The organism is Roseovarius salis (assembly GCF_044472985.1).
GTDB classification, from domain to species: Bacteria; Pseudomonadota; Alphaproteobacteria; order Rhodobacterales; family Rhodobacteraceae; genus Roseovarius; species Roseovarius salis.
The window spans coordinates 1-18,282 of the sequence record NZ_JBISDG010000017.1 but is presented as its reverse complement, the minus strand read 5'-3'; the positions used below and the strand labels follow the sequence as shown (position 1 = coordinate 18,282).

The window sequence follows — 18,282 nt, the reverse complement described above, 5'->3', positions numbered from 1 at the left end:
TGCGGCGCGGCGCCCGCCGCGTCCGTTCGCATTGTCGGGCGGAATGGTGGGTCGTGAGAGATTCGAACTCCCGACATCTTCGGTGTAAACGAAGCGCTCTACCAGCTGAGCTAACGACCCCGTGCCGCGCGTATTACAAAGAGCCGTCGGCAGGTGCAAGAGACATGGTCACGAATGGCAGACGCCGGTGCAGCGCCCTCTTGCCGGGCGGGTTGCCCAACCACCTGCCGATGCCGTGACCGGTCAGGCTCCGACCACGCGCGCCACCCCGCCTTTGACATGGTGCACGATCCCCTGCCCGCCCGGCAAGGTCGACAGCTCCGTTGGCGGGCGGCCCAGCAGCAGGCATCGCAGCACCCGCGAGGTCACCCCGTGGGTCACGAGCACCGTGGGCCCGTCAAGCCGTGCCACCAGGCCGGTGAGCCGCGCGACCATCTCGTCGATGCGTTCGCCCCCCGGCGCGCCGAATTTCCAAAGATGCGGATCGTCCGTCGCGCCGCGCGGCAGCTCCGCGGCGATCTCGTCGATTCGCCGCCCCTGCCATTGGCCGACACGGACTTCGCGCAATGCCTCGTCGCAGGCCACTGACAGGCCGAGAGGCTCGGCCACGATCCGGGCGGTTTCCAAAGCCCGCTCCGACGGGCTCGACACCACCGTGACGCCGCGCGGAAGGCCCCGGCGCAGGATCTCGCGCTGCGTGCGTGCCTGTGCGTAACCGTTCTCGGTAAGCGGGCTGTCCAGATGCCCCTGCAGCCTGCCCTCCACGTTCCAGGCGGTTTCGCCGTGCCGCAGGATCCACAGCTCGGGCGCGCTCAGACCCATCCCGGTGCCTCGTGGTTGAGAGATGGTGGGTGATAGAAGATTCGAACTTCTGACATCTTCGATGTGAACGAAGCGCTCTACCACTGAGCTAATCACCCGCCGATGCGGTATTTAGCGTCACTCCGCGCCGTCTGCAACCGCCTCTTTCACTTCTTGCGCGGCCGTGCCATCCGACTCTTCGGGCGCGGCTGCGGATTGCTTGTTCTGGCGGATCTTGGCCATCACGATGCGCGCGTTCTGGCCGTCCTTCGTGCGTTGAGGCTTGATCTTGCCCATGGGTTGAAGATTCACCTCTCGCCCCTCGCCGATGGCATCGCCCAGAACGTCGATCATCGCCTCTATGACGGGTTTGGCGTACTTCTTCTTCACGCCCGTCCGCGCCAGCACGCTGTCGATCAGCTCCTTCTTCCTGAACTCCGGCGCGGCCGTGTCAGGCTCCGTTCCCGGCACGACGTCCGGCTCGGGGGTGGGGGCCTTCGCCTGAACCGTACGGGGCGAGGCGGGCGTGCGGCTGGCTGAGGGTTTGGCGCTGCCCGGCGCGGGTTTCGCAGGCGCCGCGGGCGAGGATTTGGCCTTTGCGGATTTTCTCACTGCCATGGTGTGCCCCAATTGTTTCACTTTGCGCAAAAGACTAAAGCTTCGCACCCTCGTTGGCCAGCACCGAGTTGACGTAGGTTGGTGAGCCTCTTTAACTGTTTCCAGTTATTGTTTGGGGGACAATCGTGAACAAGACTCTCATCGCCGTCACCTTTGCCGCAATCCTTGTCACCGGTGCTGCCTATGCGGGTACGCTTTCGGACCCCGTCGTGGCACCCGAGGTCGTGGTTGCGGATGCCGTCGAAAGCTCGTCCAACGTCGAGGGCCTGATCGCGGCGGTTGCGCTGATCGCCATCATCCTTGGGGCCGCCGGCGCATTCTGATCCGGCAGGGCGATTTCGGCGCACGCGGGTTCGTCGCACACAGGGGGCTTGGGGCCGCATGCTGCTTGCGGTCACCGGTGTCGGGCGGTGGCCCTCTCACCGGGTGGCGTTGCACGGCCTGAAAGGCCCCCTGCCCGTCTCGCATTGAAAAGGGCGCCCCCGTCCGGGAGCGCCCTTTGCGATTTCAGCCCGCCTTGGGGGCGGAGGGTCAGTGCGTGACCGTGCCGGCGGCATTCGCCTCGGTGCGTCGCGCCGCCTCGGCCTCGGCGGCGGCTGCTTCTTCGGCGGCCTCGTCCCATTCGATCGGCTCGGGCTGGCGCACCAGCGCGTGATCGAGCACGTCGCGCACGTGTGAGACGGGGATGATCTCGAGCCCTTCCTTCACGTTGTCGGGTATCTCGATAAGATCCTTCTCGTTCTCCTCGGGGATCAGGACCGTGTCGACCCCGCCGCGCAGTGCCGCCAGCAGTTTTTCCTTCAACCCGCCGATCGGCAGGACGTTGCCACGCAGCGTCACCTCCCCGGTCATGGCGATGTTCTTCTTGACCGGGATCTTGGTGAGCACCGACACGATGGAGGTGACCATCGCCACCCCGGCCGAGGGGCCGTCCTTGGGCGTCGCCCCCTCCGGCACGTGAACGTGGATGTCCCAACTGTCGAGCCGCGGGGGCTTGATGCCGATCTCGGGCGCGATCGAACGCACGTAGCTGGACGCCGCGTCGATCGATTCCTTCATGACATCACCCAGCGTGCCGGTGGTCTTCATCCGACCCTTGCCCGGCAGGCGTAGCGCCTCGATGTTCAGAAGCTCGCCGCCAACCGATGTATAGGCCAGTCCGGTCACAACGCCGACCTGGTCCTGCTCCTCTGCGAGACCGTACTTGTACTTCTTGACGCCAAGGAAATCCTGCAGGTTCTCCGGCGTCACGGTGATGGTCTCGGCCTCACCCTTGACCAGTTGGGTCACGGCCTTTCGCGCGATCTTGGCCAGTTCGCGTTCAAGATTCCGAACGCCCGCCTCGCGGGTGTAGGTGCGGATGACCTCGGTCAGCGCCTCGTCGGTCAGCTCGAACTCGCCCGACTTCAGCCCGTGGTTCTTGATCTGCTTGGGCAGCAGGTGCTGCTTGGCGATCTCGCGCTTTTCATCCTCGGTGTACCCTGCAAGCGGGATGATCTCCATCCGGTCCCTGAGCGGATCGGGCATGGCGTAGCTGTTCGCCGTCGTCAGGAACATCACGTTGCTGAGATCGTACTCGACCTCGAGGTAATGGTCCACGAAGGTCGCATTCTGTTCGGGATCGAGCACTTCCAGCATGGCGCTGGCCGGGTCACCACGGAAATCCTGCCCCATCTTGTCGATCTCGTCGAGCAGGATGAGCGGGTTCGTCGTCTTGGCCTTTTTCAGCGCCTGGATGATCTTGCCCGGCATCGACCCGATATAGGTCCGCCGGTGACCGCGGATCTCGGATTCGTCACGCACCCCGCCCAGGCTGATGCGGATGAACTCCCGCCCGGTGGCGTGCGCCACGGATTCACCAAGGCTGGTCTTGCCCACGCCCGGCGGGCCGACAAGGCACAGGATCGGGCCCTTGAGCTTCTTGCTGCGCTGTTGCACGGCAAGGTACTCGACGATGCGCTCCTTGACCTTCTCAAGGCCGTAATGGTCGTCATCCAGCACTTTCTGGGCGCGGCCGAGATCCTTCTTGACGCGGCTCTTCTTGCCCCACGGGATGCTGAGCATCCAGTCGAGGTAGTTGCGCACCACGGTCGCCTCGGCGCTCATCGGGCTCATGTTCTTGAGCTTCTTGAGCTCGGCCTCCGCCTTCTCGCGTGCCTCCTTGGACAGCTTGGTTTCCTCGATGCGGCTCTCCAGCTCGGCGATCTCGCCTTCGCCGTCCTCGCCGTCGCCCAGCTCCTTCTGAATGGCCTTCATCTGCTCATTCAGGTAATATTCGCGCTGCGTGCGCTCCATCTGGGACTTGACGCGCGTCTTGATCTTTTTCTCGACCTGCAGGACGCTCATCTCGCCCTGCATCAGGCCGTAGACCTTTTCCAGCCGCTCGCTGACCGACAGCGTCTCAAGCAGGTCCTGTTTCTGCCCCACCTCGACACCGAGATGCCCGGCCACGAGATCGGCCAGCTTGGCGGCCTCGTCGGCCTCGGCCACGGCCGAAAGCGCTTCTTCGGGGATGTTCTTCTTGACCTTGGCGTAGCGCGCGAACTCGTCCGACACGGTGCGCAGCAGCGCCTCGATCGTGGCGGCGTCACCCGGCATCTCGCTGAGATACTCGGCCCGCGCCTCGAAGAAATCGTCGTTATCCAGGTATTCCGTGATCCGCACCCGCGCGATGCCCTCGACGAGCACCTTGACCGTGCCATCCGGCAGTTTCAGCAGCTGCAGAACATTGGCCAGCACGCCCGTGCGATAGATCCCGTCCGTCGCCGGGTCGTCCTCGCTCGGGTCGATCTGGCTCGACAGCAGGATCTGCTTGTCGTCCTGCATCACCTCTTCCAGTGCGCGGACCGATTTATCGCGCCCGACGAAAAGCGGCACGATCATGTGGGGGAAAACCACGATGTCGCGCAGCGGCAGCACTGGGTAGGATTGGTTGAGTGAGTCTTGCATGCTCGTGTCCTGTTCTCTTGGCAAAACGGCACAGGCCCCGCTAAACCGGCAGCCTTGTCCGTCTCCGTTTCCAGAGGGTTAATCTGGGGCGGATATGCCCCGCTTTCAACCGATCTGGGCAACAATGCCCTTCCGCACAGCCGGGGGCAAGCGCCGAATCCGGCCTCCGCACCAGCCCTGCACGCGCCGTGCGATGCCTGCGCGACGACGTCGCCGCCCCCGCCTGCGGGGTTTGACCATGGCGTTCGTTGCGCGTCAGAGCGGGTCGATATCACCCTCGGCCCGGGCCGCGTGAAACTCCGCTTCCCACTCGGCAAAGCATCCTGCCGCGATGGCCGCCCGCATCCCCGCCATGACCTGCTGGAAATAATGCAGGTTGTGCCATGTCAGCAGCATCGCGCTGATGATCTCGTGGCTGCGAAAAACATGATGCAGGTAGGCGCGGCTATACGCACGACAGGCGGGGCAATCGCATTGATCGTCCAGCGGGCGCGGGTCCTCGGCGTGCCGGGCATTCTTGATGTTGAGTTGCCCGCGGCGGGTGAAAACCTGTCCGGTGCGCCCCGACCGCGTGGGCAGCACGCAATCCATCATGTCGATGCCCCGCTTCACGGCGCCCACGATGTCGTCGGGCTTGCCCACCCCCATCAGGTAGCGCGGGCGATCGCGCGGCAGCATTTCCGGCGCGTAATCGAGCACGTCGAACATCGCCTCCTGCCCCTCGCCGACGGCGAGCCCGCCGACGGCGTAGCCGTCAAAGCCGATTTCGCGGAGCATCCCGGCACTTTCCTCGCGCAGCGCGCGGGTAACGCCGCCCTGCTGGATACCGAACAGCGCGTGGCCCGGGCGGCTGCCGAAGGCGTCCCTTGACCGCTTCGCCCACCGCATCGACAGGCGCATGCTCTCGGCCACCTGCTTCTCGGATGCCGGCAGGGCGGGGCATTCGTCGAAGCACATCACGATATCGGACCCCAGAAGCGCCTGGATCTCCATTGATCTTTCGGGGGTCAGCATGTGGCGCGAGCCGTCGATATGGGACTTGAACGCGACACCGTCCTCCGTCAGCTTGCGCAGCCCAGCCAGGCTCATGACCTGAAACCCGCCCGAGTCCGTCAGGATGGGCCGGTCCCAGTTCATGAAACGGTGCAGCCCGCCAAGCCGCGCCACCCGTTCCGCCCCGGGCCGCAGCATCAGGTGATAGGTGTTGCCAAGGACGATGTCCGCGCCGGTTTCGCGCACGTTCTCGGGCAACATGGCCTTGACCGTGCCGGCAGTGCCCACGGGCATGAAGGCCGGGGTGCGGATCTCGCCGCGCGGCGTCGAGATGACCCCGGTGCGCGCACGGCCGTCGGTGGCGTGGAGTGCAAAGGAAAAGTTCTTCATGCCCGCTCCAATGCACCCGAATCCCGGGCTTGCCAAGTCGTCCTTGTTTCCGGTGTCCATCCATGCTGTCATCGCTTGACAGCAGGATGTGCCGGCCTCCCGCACCGGCCGACCGACAACCCAGAGGAACCGCGCATGGCCGAAACCGAGGCACCCGAGACACTGAATTTCGGTTGGGAGGAATGGATATCCCTGCCCGATCTCGGAGTGCCGGCCCTGCGCGCCAAGGTCGATACCGGCGCGCGGACATCCGCGCTGCACGCCTTTGACATCGAGACCTTCGGCACGCAGGCGAAACCCAAGGTGCGCTTTACCGTCCACCCCATCCCCGGGCGCGACGACCTTGTTATCCCCTGCTCCGCCCCGATCCTCGACCGGCGGGAGATTGCGTCGTCCAACGGCGAGAAGGAGATGCGGTTCGTCATCGAAACGACGCTGGCGGTCAACGGGCAGAGCTGGCCCATCGAACTGACCCTCACCAACCGTTCCACCATGACGTCGCGCATGCTGCTGGGGCGCCAGGCCCTGAAGGATCATATCACGATCGTGGCGACCGACCGGTTCCTGCAGCCCGAGCTGAGCTACGACGTCTACCACACCTCGCGCATGCGCGAGGCCCAGCCCAACCGCGCGCTGCGCATCTGCGTGCTGTCGCGCGAGAACAACTACTCCACCCGCCGGCTGGTCGAGGAGGGCGAAAAGCGCGGCCACACCGTCGAGGTCATCGACACCAGCCGGTGTTACATGGCGATCAACGCGCTGGCCCCCGAGGTGCATTACGACGGCAAGCGCCTGCCGCGTTTCGACGCGGTCATCCCGCGGGTCGGCGCCTCGATCACCTCCTACGGCGCGGCCATCGTGCGGCAATTCGAAACCATAGGCACCTATTGTGTGAACGGCTCGGCGGGCATTTCGACCAGCCGGGACAAGCTCTACGCCCACCAGATCATGGCCCGCGCCCGGATCGGCATGCCCAACACCGCCTTTGCCAGCTCGCCCCGCGACACCGGCAACATCATCAGCCTCGTGGGCACGGCCCCGCTGATCGTCAAGCTGCTGGAATCGACGCAGGGAAAAGGCGTGGTGCTTGCCGAGACGAAAAAGGCGGCCGAGTCGGTGATCGACGCCTTCCGCGGGCTCAAGGCCAATTTCCTCGTGCAGGATTTCGTCAAGGAAGCCGCGGGCGAGGACATTCGCTGCCTCGTGATCGGCGGCAAGGTCGTGGCCTCGATGAAACGCACCGGCGCCGAGGGCGATTTCCGCTCCAACCTGCACCGCGGCGGCTCGGCCAGATCGATACGGATCACCAAGGAAGAGCGTGACACGGCGGTGCGCGCCGCGCGCGCCTTCGATCTCAACCTTGCCGGGGTCGACCTGCTGCGATCGGAATCCGGGCCCAAGGTGCTGGAGGTGAATTCGTCGCCGGGCTTCGAGGGGATAGAGAAATCCACCGGCAAGAACATCGTCGGACGACTGTACGACCAGATCGAGACCCGCGTGCGCCCCGTCCCCATCAAGCGCCGCAAGCAGGGCGTCAGCGCCGCACGCGCGAAAAGCTGAGTGGCAGCACCCTCTGGACGCTCTGCCGCGGAAATCCTATATCTTTGGTCGGAATAACATAGGCGAGCCCCAGATGACGCAGAGCCCAGAACCCCTTGAAGGCACACCGCTGATCGCCCCTTCGAGCACCGAGCACCCGCTATACGACCAGATCGTGGAGGCCTGCCGGTCCGTCTACGACCCGGAGATCCCGGTCAACATCTACGATCTGGGCCTGATCTACACGATCAAGATCGATTCCGAGAACGCCGTTCAGGTCATCATGACCCTGACGGCGCCGGGCTGTCCGGTGGCGGGCGAAATGCCCGGCTGGGTGGCCGAAGCGATCGAGCCGATCCCCGGGGTGAAGCAGGTCGACGTGGAAATGACGTGGGACCCGCCCTGGGGCATGGACATGATGAGCGACGAGGCCCGGCTGGAGCTCGGCTTCATGTGACACGGACGCCGGGGCCCGTGCGCCGGCGGCATCCCGCGCTTGCGCCCCGGGCTGCAGGACGGTTGAGATCGCGCGCCGGGCGCCCTAGGTTTGACGGGGACGCAGAGAGGTGAATCATGTTCGGAATACCCGGAAAGCAGGCGCTGACCATGACGCACGCGGCTGCCACGCAGATCGCGAAACTGATGAGCAGGGACGGCACCAAGGGACTGCGCATCGGCGTCAAGAAGGGCGGCTGCGCGGGCATGGAATATACCATGGACTACGTCGAGGAGGTCGATCCGAACGACGAGGTGGTCGAACAGGACGGCGCGCGCGTCATGATCGCGCCGATGGCACAGATGTTCCTTTTCGGTACCGAGATCGACTACCAGACCTCGCTGCTCGAATCCGGTTTCGTGTTCAACAACCCCAACGTGACCGAGTCCTGCGGGTGCGGCGAATCGATCAAGTTCGAAGGCATGTGAGCATTGCACCCCGCGCCCTGACGCTCTAGGCACCGGGCAAAGGAAAGGGTGAGGGATGAAACGCAAGCTGGCCGCGGGCAACTGGAAAATGAACGGAAACCGGGCCGCGCTGGCCGAGATCGATGCTGTCGCGGCGGCGCACGATTCATCGGTGGCGGATATCCTGATTTGCCCGCCTGCGACACTGCTGGCCGAAGCGGCCGAGCGGGCGGTCGAAACCCCCATCCGCATCGGCGCGCAGGACTGCCACCCCGAAGCGGATGGCGCCCACACGGGCGACGTTTCGGCCGGCATGATCGCCGACGCCGGGGCGCAGGCGGTCATCCTGGGTCATTCGGAGCGGCGCGAGGATCATCAAGAGACGAGCGCGCTGGTGTGCCGCAAGGCACGCGCGGCACACCAGGCCGGGCTTGTCGCGGTGATCTGCCTGGGGGAGTCGGAAAGCCAGCGAGAACGCGGCGAGACGCTCGACATCATCGGTGCACAGCTCGACAGTTCGGTGCCGGATGACGCACGGCCCGAGACCACGGTCATCGCCTACGAGCCCGTCTGGGCCATCGGAACCGGCAAGGTGCCGACGACCGCGCAGATCGAAGAGGTGCACGACTTCATCCGCGGCCGGCTCGCCGCGCGCTTCGGCCCCGACGCGGCGGCGGCCATCCGCCTCCTCTACGGCGGATCGGTCAAACCCGGCAACGCGGCGGAAATCTTTGCGGCAAGCAATGTCGACGGCGCGCTCGTCGGTGGCGCCAGCCTGAAGGCGGCCGATTTCTCGCCCATCATCAAGGCACTGGAAGGCGCAGCTTAAGCAACGCCCTGCCACGTATTGTTGTCGAGACCACCCGGGCCCGCCCTCACAAGGGCAACATCGTCGTCGACTTTATCTCTTCCATCGACAGCAGCGCGGTGACGTTGTGCACCTTCACCTCTGAAATCAGCGCCTGGTAGAAGCTGTCATAGGCGCGGGCATTCGGCACGACCACCTTGAGGATATAGTCGATGTCCCCCGCCAGCCGATGCGCCTCCTGCACCTCGGGGCGGTCCTGCAGCGCCTTGAGGAACCGCGCCTGCCACTCGGCGTCGTGTTCAGACGTGCGGATCAGCACGAAGAAGCACGCCTCGAACCCCAGCGCCTCGGCGTCCAGCAGGAAGGTCTGCTGGCGTATCACGTCGCCTTCCCGCATCTTGCGAATCCGGTTCCACACCGGGGTCTTGGAGCTGCCCACGGCGCGGGCGATCTCGTCGAGGGACTGGCCGCCATCGCGCTGCAGCTCCATGAGGATTTTCCGGTCGAGATCGTCGAGGCGAACAGCCATTCGTGAATTTCCCTCTGCATGGAACGTTCCGGTCAGCTCACCTGACATCCAGAACGATAGTTCTTATTTCCGCCGCCATATGGCCTTGGATCGGGACATTTTCCTATATTGCGGGTGAAGTCAAACCGCTTGCGAGGGTCCGCGACATGTTCGACACGCTTCCCCCCAACCATCCGCCGGCAGGTTATCCCGGCCCCGGATACGTCACTTTCGTCGGCGCCGGGCCGGGCGATCCCGAACTGCTGACAATGAAGGCGTGGCACGCGCTGCAGGCCGCCGACGTGGTCATCCACGATCGGCTCGTGGCGCGGGCCGTCCTCGATCTCGCCCGTCATGGTGCGGGGATGATCGACGTTGGCAAGCAGGGGTTCGGCCCCTCCGCCCGGCAGGAGGACATAAACAGGCTGATCGTCGAACATGCCGGGCGCGGGGCGCAGGTGGTCCGCCTGAAGGGCGGCGATCCGGCGGTGTTCGGGCGCCTCGACGAAGAGCTGGCGGCGGTCGAGTCCGCCGGCGTGCCGTGGCATATCGTCCCCGGCATCACCGCCGCCTCGGCCAGCGCGGCCGCGATCGGGCAGAGCCTGACGCAGCGCCGGCGCAACTCGGCCGTCAGGTTTCTCACGGGCCACGACATGCAGGGGTTTGCCGACCAGGACTGGGGCGCGCTCGCGCGGCCCGGAGAGGTGGCCGCCATCTACATGGGCAAGAAATCTGCCCGCTTCATCCAGGGGCGCCTGCTGATGCACGGCGCCGACCCTGCCACGCCCGTGACGATCATCGAGAACGCCTCGCGGCCCGATGAGCGCGTCGTCGCAACCACCCTGGGCGGGCTTGCGCAGGATCTCTCGGCCGCCGGGATCACGGGGCCGGCGCTGACCTTCTACGGGTTGGCGCCACGATTGGCGCGTGCCTTGTCTTCCACAACCGAACAGGAGCTTGCCTGACATGCCCAAGGCATTCACCCCCAAGGTCGTCACGGCCAATGCCCTGATAGATGGCGACGTTGTCTACCTGTCGGCCGATGACAGCTGGACACGCGACATGCGGGCTGCCGAACTCGTTACGGACGAGGCGGTCGCGCAGGAGCGTTTGTTATTCGCACAAGCGCAGGGCGGAACGGTGGTCGGCGCCTACCTCGCCGATGCTGCCGATGGCCCCGACGGGCCCGAGCCCACGCATTTCCGCGAGGCATTCCGCGACACCGGCCCGTCCAACTACTTCCACGGCAAGCAGGCGGAGCGTGAAAATGTATAGATACAACGAGTTCGACGCGGCCTTCGTGGCCGAGCGCAACCGCCAGTTCCGCCGGCAGGTGGAACGGCGCATCGCCGGACACCTGACCGAGGAGGAATTCAAGCCTCTGCGCCTGATGAACGGACTCTACCTTCAACTGCACGCCTACATGCTGCGCGTGGCCATCCCCTACGGCACGCTCGACAGCCGCAAGATGCGCCAATTGGCGCATGTGGCCGAGCGGTGGGACAAGGGTTACGGCCACTTCACCACGCGCCAGAACATCCAGTTCAACTGGCCGAAACTGCGCGATGTGCCCGACATCCTCGACGCGCTGGCAGAGGTCGAGATGCATGCCATCCAGACCTCCGGCAACACGATCCGCAACGTGACCGCCGACCATTTCGCCGGCGCCTCCGCCGACGAGGTGGCCGACCCGCGGCCGGTGGCCGAGCTCATTCGCCAGTGGTCCACGGACCACCCCGAGTTCCAGTTCCTGCCCCGCAAGTTCAAGATCGCGGTCACGGGCAGCCCGCAGGACCGCGCGGTGATCAAGGCGCATGACATCGGCCTGCAAATCGTGGAACGCGGCGGCGAAACCGGTTATCGCGTAATGGTGGGCGGTGGCCTCGGCCGCACGCCGATGATCGGCAAGGTTCTCAACGATTTCGTCCCCCAGGCGGACCTGTTGCCCTATATCGAGGCGGTCGTCAGCGTGTGGAACCTGCTGGGCAGGCGTGACAACAAATTCAAGTCCCGCATCAAGATCACCGTGCATGAGCATGGAATCGAAGAGATTCGATCGCTCGTGGACGAGAGGTTCAGCGTCATCCGACCCACCTTCACCGGGGTCGACCAGGCACTTCTGAAAGATATCCGGGCCGCCTTTGCGCCGCCGGCTTTCCGGACACGCAACACGGCGCCGTTCGATACGGCCTACCGCAACGACCCTGTTTTCCGCGCATGGGCCGACACCAACCTCGCGCCACATCGCGCGCCGGGCCACGCGATCGTCCAGATCAGCCTCAAGGCGCACGGGGCGACACCCGGCGATGCCTCGGCCCGGCAGATGCGGGTGATGGCCGATCTGGCCGAGCGTTTCGGTCATGACGAGCTGCGCATCAGCCACGAGCAGAACGTGATCCTGCCGCACGTGCACAAGTCGGACCTGCCTGCCCTGCATGCCGAGCTGAAACAGCACGGGCTGGCCACGGCGAATATCGGCCTGATCTCCGACATCATTGCCTGTCCGGGAATGGACTACTGCGCGCTGGCCACCGCCCGCTCGATTCCCGTGGCCCAGCAGATCGCGACGCGCTTCGAGGAGCTCAAGCTGGAGCACGACATCGGCGAGATGAAGATCAAGATATCGGGCTGCATCAACGCCTGCGGCCATCACCACGTGGGCCATATCGGCATTCTCGGGCTCGACCGCGCGGGGGTGGAGAACTACCAGATCACGCTTGGCGGTGACGGGACCGAAACCGCCGCGATCGGTCAGCGCACCGGCCCCGGCTTCTCGGCCGGCGAAATCGTGCCCGCGGTGGAACGGATCGTGCATGCATACCTGGATTTGCGCGAGGGGCCGGGCGAAACATTCCTGCAAACCTACCGGCGGGTCGGCATGGAACCGTTCAAGTCCGCCTTGTACGAAAGGGCGCAAGCCTATGCCGCGCAGTGACCTGACAGCGACGGTCCGGGCGCTCAACGCGCGCTACCGTCATCACTCGGCCGTCTCCGTGCTGGCAGGCGCGTTCGCAGATCCACGGACGGGAAAGCTGGCACTGGTTTCCAGCTTCGGGGCGGAATCGGTTGTCCTGCTGCACATGCTTTCGCTCACGCGGCCCGACACGCCTGTAATCTTCCTCGATACCGAGTTGCTCTTTGCCGAAACGCTTGTCTACCAGCAGGAGGTGAGTGAACGACTCGGGCTGCGTGATGTCCGGGTGATCCGCGCCGATCCCGCCGATCTGCGCGCCCGCGATCCCGACGGGATGCTGCACCGGCGCGACACCGACGCCTGCTGTGCCCTGCGCAAGACCGCGCCGCTGCAACACGCGTTGGCGGGGTTCGACGGCTGGATCACCGGGCGCAAGCGGTTCCAGGGCGGCGCACGCGCGGCGCTCGGCTTCTTCGAGGTGGAAACGGGCACCGGCCGCATCAAGGTAAACCCGCTGGCACATTGGCGGCAGGAGGATGTGCGCACCTACATGGAGGAAAACCGCCTGCCGCGGCATCCGCTCGTGGCGCATGGTTATCCCTCGATCGGCTGCATCCCTTGCACCTCGCCAGTTCAAAGGGGCGAAGATATCCGCGCAGGACGCTGGCGTGGAACGGAAAAAGAGGAATGCGGCATCCATTTCTCAGAGGGCAGGACGATACGCAAAGGAGTGGACGCATGAGCGTGATCGTGACAGACACCGGCTTTGGCCACGACGATTGGAGCGGCACTTTCGCCACGCACGGGGCAGCGGACGCGGGGGCGACCGCGTTGGACCTGCCCTGCGACACCGATCCATCGACGCTGGCGGGCCGGCTGGACAGCCTAGGCATGATCCGGGTGGACTTTCCCTCTTTCGCCGACGGGCGCGGGTTTACCATCGCGCGCCAGCTTCGGCTGATGGGATACACCGGGCGCCTGCGGGCCGCCGGGCACGTGATCTCCGACCAGTACACCATGGCCCGACGCGCGGGCTTCGACGAGGTCGAGATCCCCGACGAACTGGCACGGCGCCAGCCCGAGGAGCAGTGGCTGTTCCGTTCGGATTGGAAAGCGTGCGACTATCAGGCGCGCCTGCGCGGATAAGCCCGCTTCACCTGACATGGATCAATGATTATTTGCATATGCCGGTTTATTCGACCGGCGGGAGTAGACTATGAACGAAGGCGTACCCGTGACAGAAGCCAAGGCCGTCAAAGTGCCCACTCTTCCAGATGCTCAGACCGTGACCGAGGTCAAACACTACACTGACCGGTTGTTTTCCTTCCGCGTGACCCGGCCGGCGAGCCTGCGCTTCCGCTCCGGCGAATTCGTGATGCTGGGGCTGATGCAGCAAGACCCCAAGACCGGCAAGGAAAAGCCGCTGCTGCGCGCCTATTCCATCGCCTCGCCGTCCTGGGATGACGAGCTGGAGTTCTACTCGATCAAGGTGCAGGACGGCCCGCTCACGTCGCGTCTGCAGCATATCGAGCCGGGCGACCAGATCATCCTGCGGCCCAAGCCCGTCGGCACGCTGGTGCACGACGCGCTTCTGCCCGGCAAGCGGATCTGGTTCTTTGCGACCGGCACCGGCATCGCGCCGTTCGCCTCGCTCCTGCGCGACCCGCAGACCTACGAGGACTACGATGAGGTGATCGTCACCCATACCTGCCGCGAGGTGGGCGAATTGCAATACGGGCGCGACCTGATCGAGAGCATCCGCAGCGACGAGATGCTGGAGGAACTGATCGGCGAGGGCTTTCACGAAAAGCTGCGTTACTACCCCACGACGACCCGCGAGGAGAGCCCCAAGATGGGACGTATCACCGACCTGATGCGCTCGGGCGAGGTGTTCGACGATCTTGGCGTCGCGCCGCTGTCGCCGGAAACGGATCGCGCGATGGTGTGCGGCAACCTTGCCTTCAACCTCGAACTGAAGGACATGCTGGAGGAATACGGGTTGCGCGAGGGCGCCAACTCGGACCCCAAGGAATACGTGGTGGAAAAGGCGTTCCTGGACTAGGCGCCCCTGAAATGTGCCCGGCCTGGCCACCCGAACCCCGGGGGCATATGCCAGCCCCCGGTCAGTCGCCCGGCAGGCGCGGTCAGTATCCCAGATCGTCGCGGACAGCCCGCAGCGCCGAGCGGAGCAATTCCGGTTCGTCGGCTGCCTGAGTGACCGATTCCGTCAGGCTGTCCTTGCGAACGTCGTCCAGATCGGACTCGGCAATCAGCGCCTTGACCTTTTCCAGGTCGAACCCCTCGACGGTGAGGAGCTCGCGGGGTGACGGCTCGTCAGCCGCATTCTGCTCCACGGCATCATCGGCGGCACCGGCGGCATCATCCTCGACGGCGTCGCCATCCATCGCCGGCTCTTCCGATGCGTCCCCCGCCGGGACGTCGTCCTGCTGCGTGCCCTCTTCGGCGGCAGCCTCGGCCCCGGTATCCTCCTCGGGTGCCGTGGCGGCGGTGGTGTCATCCTCAACGGCCGGCTCTGTCGGGGCCCCGGCGCCCGTGCCGCTGTCGCCGGTGGTGTCCTCTGCAGGCTCCACCGCGCCATCCATCGCATCGACCGCCTCGGTCGCCGCCTCCTCGGCAGCCTCGACCGTCTCTTCGGCGGTGCCGGTGACGGTATCGGCGGTCTCCTCCGCCGCGTCGCCCGCGGTATCCACCATGGTATCGGCGGCATCGCCTGCCGTCTCGGCCGTCTCTTCCACGGTTTGCATCGCAGCGTCGGCCGCGCTGTCAGCGGCCTCCGCGGCCTCGTCAACCGCCGTGTCGGCCGTCTCCCCGACCGTATCGGCCGCCTCGTCTGCCGCGCCGGTGGCGGTCTCCATTGCCTCCTCGGCCCCCTCGGCAGCTTCCTCGGCGGTCTCTTCCACCACGTCCGCCGTGGCCTGAACCGCCTCGTCGGCCTCCTCGGCAACGGTGCTGTCGGACATGCCGGCCATATCGGCCATGTCCTGGAACGTCTTGCCGGTGAACAGCATGTAGCCGCCCACCAGAACAATGATCGCGACGACAATCCAAAGCAGGTTTCGCATGGGTCTTCCCCCTGAGACTCGCGCCCGCCCGCGTGCCGGGCAAGGCAGTGTACAATATCACAATGCACATGGCCCGCGGGTTGGGAAGGAACAAGGGGAATTTCGCCTCCTGTCGGCCCGCAGCCGCCGATTTTGCAGGTTGAATCGGGGGGGAAGCGGCGCTAACTTGCGGCTTCATTCACGTTCAACGACCAAAGGAATACAGCCATAGCCCGCAGACCGCACAACGCGCCTCCCACGCGCGACACAGGACCCCGCGTCAATGACAAGATCCGCGCCCCCGAAGTCCGCCTGATTGGCGCGGACGGCGACAATGTGGGGGTCGTCACGCCTGAAAAGGCGATGGAACTCGCCCAGGAGGCAGAGCTCGATCTCGTGGAGATCTCGCCGAATGCGAAACCGCCGGTCTGCAAGATCATGGACTACGGCAAGTACAAGTACGAGCAACAGAAACGGGAATCCGAAGCGCGCAAGAAACAGAAGGTCATCGAGGTCAAGGAGGTCAAGTTCCGCCCCAACACCGACACCCATGACTACGACGTGAAGCTGCGCAACGTGACCCGGTTTCTCGAGAACGGCGACAAGGTGAAGGTCACGCTCCGGTTCCGCGGGCGCGAGATGGCGCACCAGGAGCTGGGCCGTGAACTGCTGCAGCGCGTGGCGAGCGACGTCGAAGGCCTGGGCAAGGTCGAGAACATGCCCAAGATGGAAGGTCGCCAGATGATCATGATCATCGCCCCGACAACCAAGTAACGCCGGCCGCCCGTCCGACGGACCGCGACCCCGTGCCGCCGCGCACGGGGTTTTTCGTTGCCGCTCGGCGACAGGCGCAGCGCCCGGGCCGCAGCCCGGCTATTGATCTTCATTCTGGTTGCTTCAGTATCGGCGGCGTTTCCGGCCCCGCGGCGGGCGTTCCGGGCCGGGCAAGAGAGACAATCGACGGTCCAGCAAGGGAGACCCGAATGACTTTCCGATCCATCCTACTCGGCGGAGCGGCCGGCATGGCGCTGGCAAGCGGTACCATGGCGCAGCGGGCCAGCGATGGCCAGGTGAACATCATCTACTGGCAGGCCCCCTCGATCATGAACCCGTATCTTTCCGGCGGGACCAAGGATCTCGAGGCGGCGAGCCTCGTGCTGGAGCCGCTGGCACGCTATGACGAGACCGGCACGATCGTTCCGTGGCTGGCACGGGAGGTTCCCACCGTCGAAAACGGCGGGGTTGCCGAGGATCTCACCTCGATCACGTGGAAGCTCAGGGAGGGGCTCACCTGGTCCGACGGATCGCCCGTGACCTCGGAGGATGTGAAATTCAGCTGGGAATACTGCACCGCGGAGGGCGGCGGCTGCGCGCAGGTCGAGAAATACGGCGGAATCGCCGAGATCGAGACCCCGGACGCCCTGACGGCGGTGGTCAGGTTCGACGGCCCCAAGCCGTTCCCCTACACGGCGTTCGTCGGTGCGCAGGCACCGATCCTGCAAAAGGCGCAGTTCGAGGACTGTCTCGGGCCACGCGCCCCGGAATGCACCGAGGCGAATTTCTACCCCGTGGGCACCGGCCCCTTCGTGGTTGACGACTTCCGGCCCAACGACGTGATCCAGTTCTCGGCCAATCCCCACTACCGCGAGCCCGACAAACCCGCCTTTGCAAAGGTTCTTTTCAAGGGCGGCGGCGATGCCACCGCGGCGGGTCGTGCGGTGCTGGAGACGGGGGAATACGACTACGCATGGAACCTGCAACTGGCCCCGGACGTGCTGGCCAACATGGAATCGGCTGGCAAGGGCGAGGTCATCTCGGGCTTCGGCACGCTGGTCGAGCGGATCATGATCAACCTCACCGACCCTTCGGCCGAGCACGGCGCGCGCCGCTCGACGCGCGATCATCCGCATCCCTTCCTGACCGACGAGGCGGTGCGAAAGGCCCTGTCGATGGCCATCGACCGCGAACTGCTGGTCGAGATCGGCTATGGCGACGCGGGACGCGTGACCTGCAACGTGCTGCCGGCACCGGACATCTACGCCTCGTCCGCGAATGACAGCTGCAAGACACAGGACATTGAGGGCGCGAGGAAGCTCCTGGACCAGGCCGGCTGGACCGACAGCGACGGCGACGGCGTGCGCGACAAGGACGGGGTGGAGCTGAGCATCCGGTACCAGACCTCGACCAATGCCGTCCGGCAGGATTTCCAGGCGCTCATCAAGCAATGGTGGAGCGAGATCGGCGTCGAGACGGAGCTGCGCAACATCGACGCAAGCGTCTTCTTCGGCGGTGATCCGGGCAGTCCCGACACCTTTCAGAAATTCTATGCCGATGTCGAGATGTACGCCAACAACTTCGACGGCACCGACCCCGAGGCGTACATGTCGAACTGGCATTGCAACCAGATCCCCGCGCCGGAAAACCAGTGGCAGGGCAACAACATGCCGCGCTACTGCAACCCCGAGTACGACGCGCTGGTCGAGGAGATGCAGCGCACCGGCGAGCTGGAGAAACGCGCGGAACTGGCCAAGGAGATGAACGACATGCTGATGCAGGACTACATCATGCTGCCGCTGGTCGACCGTGGCCGCGTTTCAGCCAAGGCCGACAGCCTTGGCGGCGTGGTTCTCAACACCTGGGACAGCGAGTTGTGGAACATCGCCGACTGGTACCGCAAGGACATGGACTGAACGGCCATGGGGGGGGGGGGGGGGGGGGGGGGGGGGGGGGGGGGGGGGGGGGGGGGGGGGGGGGGGGGGGGGGGGGGGGGGGGGGGGGGGGGGGGGGGGGGGGGGGG

The 18,282-nt window shown here is 65.3% G+C and carries 18 protein-coding genes, 2 tRNA genes and 1 pseudogene; 13 read left to right on the top strand and 8 right to left on the bottom strand.

Annotated features, from left to right (window positions below):
• Positions 1–44: 44 nt before the first annotated feature.
• The 4 genes from ACH13J_RS08850 to ACH13J_RS08835 form a co-directional block, all read right to left on the bottom strand.
• A tRNA-Val gene (locus ACH13J_RS08850) sits at positions 45–120 on the bottom strand.
• A 123-nt stretch (positions 121–243) separates the two neighbouring features.
• Positions 244–822, bottom strand: a complete 579-nt coding sequence (locus ACH13J_RS08845) for a histidine phosphatase family protein (RefSeq protein ID WP_397542967.1) — start codon at positions 820–822, stop codon at positions 244–246.
• Positions 823–845: 23 nt separating this feature from the next.
• A tRNA-Val gene (locus tag ACH13J_RS08840) sits at positions 846–920 on the bottom strand.
• Positions 921–939: 19 nt separating this feature from the next.
• Complete coding sequence (locus ACH13J_RS08835; protein ID WP_397542966.1) at positions 940–1,419, bottom strand: HU family DNA-binding protein; 480 nt, start codon at positions 1,417–1,419, stop codon at positions 940–942.
• A 125-nt stretch (positions 1,420–1,544) separates the two neighbouring features.
• Here ACH13J_RS08835 and ACH13J_RS08830 point away from each other — a divergent pair, with 125 nt between their 5' ends.
• Positions 1,545–1,742 (top strand): hypothetical protein, encoded by a 198-nt coding sequence (locus ACH13J_RS08830; RefSeq protein ID WP_397542965.1) that lies wholly within the window; start codon positions 1,545–1,547, stop codon positions 1,740–1,742.
• A gap of 208 nt (positions 1,743–1,950) precedes the next feature.
• Here ACH13J_RS08830 and lon read toward each other — a convergent pair whose 3' ends face one another.
• Both lon and tgt read right to left on the bottom strand, forming a co-directional pair.
• Positions 1,951–4,368: an endopeptidase La gene (lon, locus tag ACH13J_RS08825; RefSeq protein ID WP_397542964.1), complete on the bottom strand. Its 2,418-nt coding sequence runs from the start codon at positions 4,366–4,368 to the stop codon at positions 1,951–1,953.
• A 255-nt stretch (positions 4,369–4,623) separates the two neighbouring features.
• Positions 4,624–5,751 (bottom strand): tRNA guanosine(34) transglycosylase Tgt, encoded by a 1,128-nt coding sequence (tgt, locus tag ACH13J_RS08820; protein ID WP_397542963.1) that lies wholly within the window; start codon positions 5,749–5,751, stop codon positions 4,624–4,626.
• 135 nt (positions 5,752–5,886) lie between these two features.
• Here tgt and rimK point away from each other — a divergent pair, with 135 nt between their 5' ends.
• The 4 genes from rimK to tpiA all read left to right on the top strand — a co-directional run bounded on the left by rimK (position 5,887) and on the right by tpiA (position 9,022).
• On the top strand, positions 5,887–7,311 hold the full coding sequence (gene rimK, locus ACH13J_RS08815; RefSeq protein WP_397542962.1) for a 30S ribosomal protein S6--L-glutamate ligase: 1,425 nt from the start codon (positions 5,887–5,889) through the stop codon (positions 7,309–7,311).
• A 73-nt stretch (positions 7,312–7,384) separates the two neighbouring features.
• A complete protein-coding gene (locus ACH13J_RS08810; RefSeq protein ID WP_397542961.1) occupies positions 7,385–7,747 on the top strand; it encodes an SUF system Fe-S cluster assembly protein in 363 nt (120 codons plus the stop codon).
• 116 nt (positions 7,748–7,863) lie between these two features.
• Positions 7,864–8,214 carry an iron-sulfur cluster assembly accessory protein gene (locus tag ACH13J_RS08805; protein WP_397542960.1) on the top strand — a complete coding sequence of 117 codons (351 nt, stop codon included), beginning with the start codon at positions 7,864–7,866 and terminating at the stop codon, positions 8,212–8,214.
• A 55-nt stretch (positions 8,215–8,269) separates the two neighbouring features.
• A complete protein-coding gene (tpiA, locus tag ACH13J_RS08800; protein WP_397542959.1) occupies positions 8,270–9,022 on the top strand; it encodes a triose-phosphate isomerase in 753 nt (250 codons plus the stop codon).
• A gap of 46 nt (positions 9,023–9,068) precedes the next feature.
• Here the strand turns inward: tpiA and ACH13J_RS08795 are convergent, their stop codons facing one another.
• Complete coding sequence (locus ACH13J_RS08795) at positions 9,069–9,530, bottom strand: Lrp/AsnC ligand binding domain-containing protein (RefSeq protein WP_397542958.1); 462 nt, start codon at positions 9,528–9,530, stop codon at positions 9,069–9,071.
• A gap of 197 nt (positions 9,531–9,727) precedes the next feature.
• Here ACH13J_RS08795 and cobA point away from each other — a divergent pair.
• The 6 genes and pseudogenes from cobA to ACH13J_RS08765 all read left to right on the top strand — a co-directional run.
• Positions 9,728–10,474 (top strand): annotated as a pseudogene (gene cobA / locus ACH13J_RS08790) (uroporphyrinogen-III C-methyltransferase); the annotation flags it as partial.
• Between the two features lies 1 nt (position 10,475).
• Positions 10,476–10,784 carry a DUF2849 domain-containing protein gene (locus ACH13J_RS08785; RefSeq protein ID WP_397542957.1) on the top strand — a complete coding sequence of 103 codons (309 nt, stop codon included), beginning with the start codon at positions 10,476–10,478 and terminating at the stop codon, positions 10,782–10,784.
• Complete coding sequence (locus tag ACH13J_RS08780; protein ID WP_397542956.1) at positions 10,777–12,444, top strand: nitrite/sulfite reductase; 1,668 nt, start codon at positions 10,777–10,779, stop codon at positions 12,442–12,444. Before ACH13J_RS08785 ends, ACH13J_RS08780 begins: the two co-directional genes overlap by 8 nt.
• Positions 12,431–13,165 carry a phosphoadenylyl-sulfate reductase gene (locus ACH13J_RS08775; protein WP_397542955.1) on the top strand — a complete coding sequence of 245 codons (735 nt, stop codon included), beginning with the start codon at positions 12,431–12,433 and terminating at the stop codon, positions 13,163–13,165. The genes ACH13J_RS08780 and ACH13J_RS08775 overlap by 14 nt, the downstream gene beginning before the upstream one ends.
• Complete coding sequence (locus ACH13J_RS08770; protein ID WP_397542954.1) at positions 13,162–13,569, top strand: DUF934 domain-containing protein; 408 nt, start codon at positions 13,162–13,164, stop codon at positions 13,567–13,569. The genes ACH13J_RS08775 and ACH13J_RS08770 overlap by 4 nt, the downstream gene beginning before the upstream one ends.
• A gap of 70 nt (positions 13,570–13,639) precedes the next feature.
• The gene (locus ACH13J_RS08765) at positions 13,640–14,485 is read left to right on the top strand and encodes a ferredoxin--NADP reductase (protein WP_397542953.1); all 846 of its coding nucleotides are present in this window, start codon (positions 13,640–13,642) and stop codon (positions 14,483–14,485) included.
• 82 nt (positions 14,486–14,567) lie between these two features.
• Here ACH13J_RS08765 and ACH13J_RS08760 read toward each other — a convergent pair whose 3' ends face one another.
• Entirely contained in the window at positions 14,568–15,506 is a 939-nt protein-coding gene (locus ACH13J_RS08760; protein ID WP_397542952.1) for a hypothetical protein, read from the bottom strand.
• A gap of 207 nt (positions 15,507–15,713) precedes the next feature.
• Between ACH13J_RS08760 and infC the strand changes: the two genes are divergently transcribed.
• Together infC and ACH13J_RS08750 are read left to right on the top strand one after the other, a co-directional pair.
• On the top strand, positions 15,714–16,259 hold the full coding sequence (infC, locus tag ACH13J_RS08755; RefSeq protein WP_397543037.1) for a translation initiation factor IF-3: 546 nt from the start codon (positions 15,714–15,716) through the stop codon (positions 16,257–16,259).
• Positions 16,260–16,468: 209 nt separating this feature from the next.
• Complete coding sequence (locus ACH13J_RS08750; RefSeq protein WP_397542951.1) at positions 16,469–18,175, top strand: peptide ABC transporter substrate-binding protein; 1,707 nt, start codon at positions 16,469–16,471, stop codon at positions 18,173–18,175.
• The last annotated feature ends 107 nt before the right edge of the window (positions 18,176–18,282 follow it).

Excerpts from the sequence above, each read along its gene's own strand:
- ACH13J_RS08795 (WP_397542958.1), bottom strand. The coding sequence starts at position 9,530 with ATGGCTGTTCGCCTCGACGATCTCGACCGGAAAATCCTCATGGAGCTG.
- ACH13J_RS08785 (WP_397542957.1), top strand. The coding sequence starts at position 10,476 with ATGCCCAAGGCATTCACCCCCAAGGTCGTCACGGCCAATGCCCTGATA.
- tpiA (WP_397542959.1), top strand. The coding sequence starts at position 8,270 with ATGAAACGCAAGCTGGCCGCGGGCAACTGGAAAATGAACGGAAACCGG.
- ACH13J_RS08810 (WP_397542961.1), top strand. The coding sequence starts at position 7,385 with ATGACGCAGAGCCCAGAACCCCTTGAAGGCACACCGCTGATCGCCCCT.
- ACH13J_RS08750 (WP_397542951.1), top strand. The coding sequence starts at position 16,469 with ATGACTTTCCGATCCATCCTACTCGGCGGAGCGGCCGGCATGGCGCTG.
- ACH13J_RS08845 (WP_397542967.1), bottom strand. The coding sequence starts at position 822 with ATGGGTCTGAGCGCGCCCGAGCTGTGGATCCTGCGGCACGGCGAAACC.
- ACH13J_RS08835 (WP_397542966.1), bottom strand. The coding sequence starts at position 1,419 with ATGGCAGTGAGAAAATCCGCAAAGGCCAAATCCTCGCCCGCGGCGCCT.
- rimK (WP_397542962.1), top strand. The coding sequence starts at position 5,887 with ATGGCCGAAACCGAGGCACCCGAGACACTGAATTTCGGTTGGGAGGAA.
- ACH13J_RS08770 (WP_397542954.1), top strand. The coding sequence starts at position 13,162 with ATGAGCGTGATCGTGACAGACACCGGCTTTGGCCACGACGATTGGAGC.
- lon (WP_397542964.1), bottom strand. The coding sequence starts at position 4,368 with ATGCAAGACTCACTCAACCAATCCTACCCAGTGCTGCCGCTGCGCGAC.
- ACH13J_RS08760 (WP_397542952.1), bottom strand. The coding sequence starts at position 15,506 with ATGCGAAACCTGCTTTGGATTGTCGTCGCGATCATTGTTCTGGTGGGC.
- ACH13J_RS08780 (WP_397542956.1), top strand. The coding sequence starts at position 10,777 with ATGTATAGATACAACGAGTTCGACGCGGCCTTCGTGGCCGAGCGCAAC.
- tgt (WP_397542963.1), bottom strand. The coding sequence starts at position 5,751 with ATGAAGAACTTTTCCTTTGCACTCCACGCCACCGACGGCCGTGCGCGC.
- ACH13J_RS08765 (WP_397542953.1), top strand. The coding sequence starts at position 13,640 with ATGAACGAAGGCGTACCCGTGACAGAAGCCAAGGCCGTCAAAGTGCCC.
- ACH13J_RS08775 (WP_397542955.1), top strand. The coding sequence starts at position 12,431 with ATGCCGCGCAGTGACCTGACAGCGACGGTCCGGGCGCTCAACGCGCGC.
- ACH13J_RS08805 (WP_397542960.1), top strand. The coding sequence starts at position 7,864 with ATGTTCGGAATACCCGGAAAGCAGGCGCTGACCATGACGCACGCGGCT.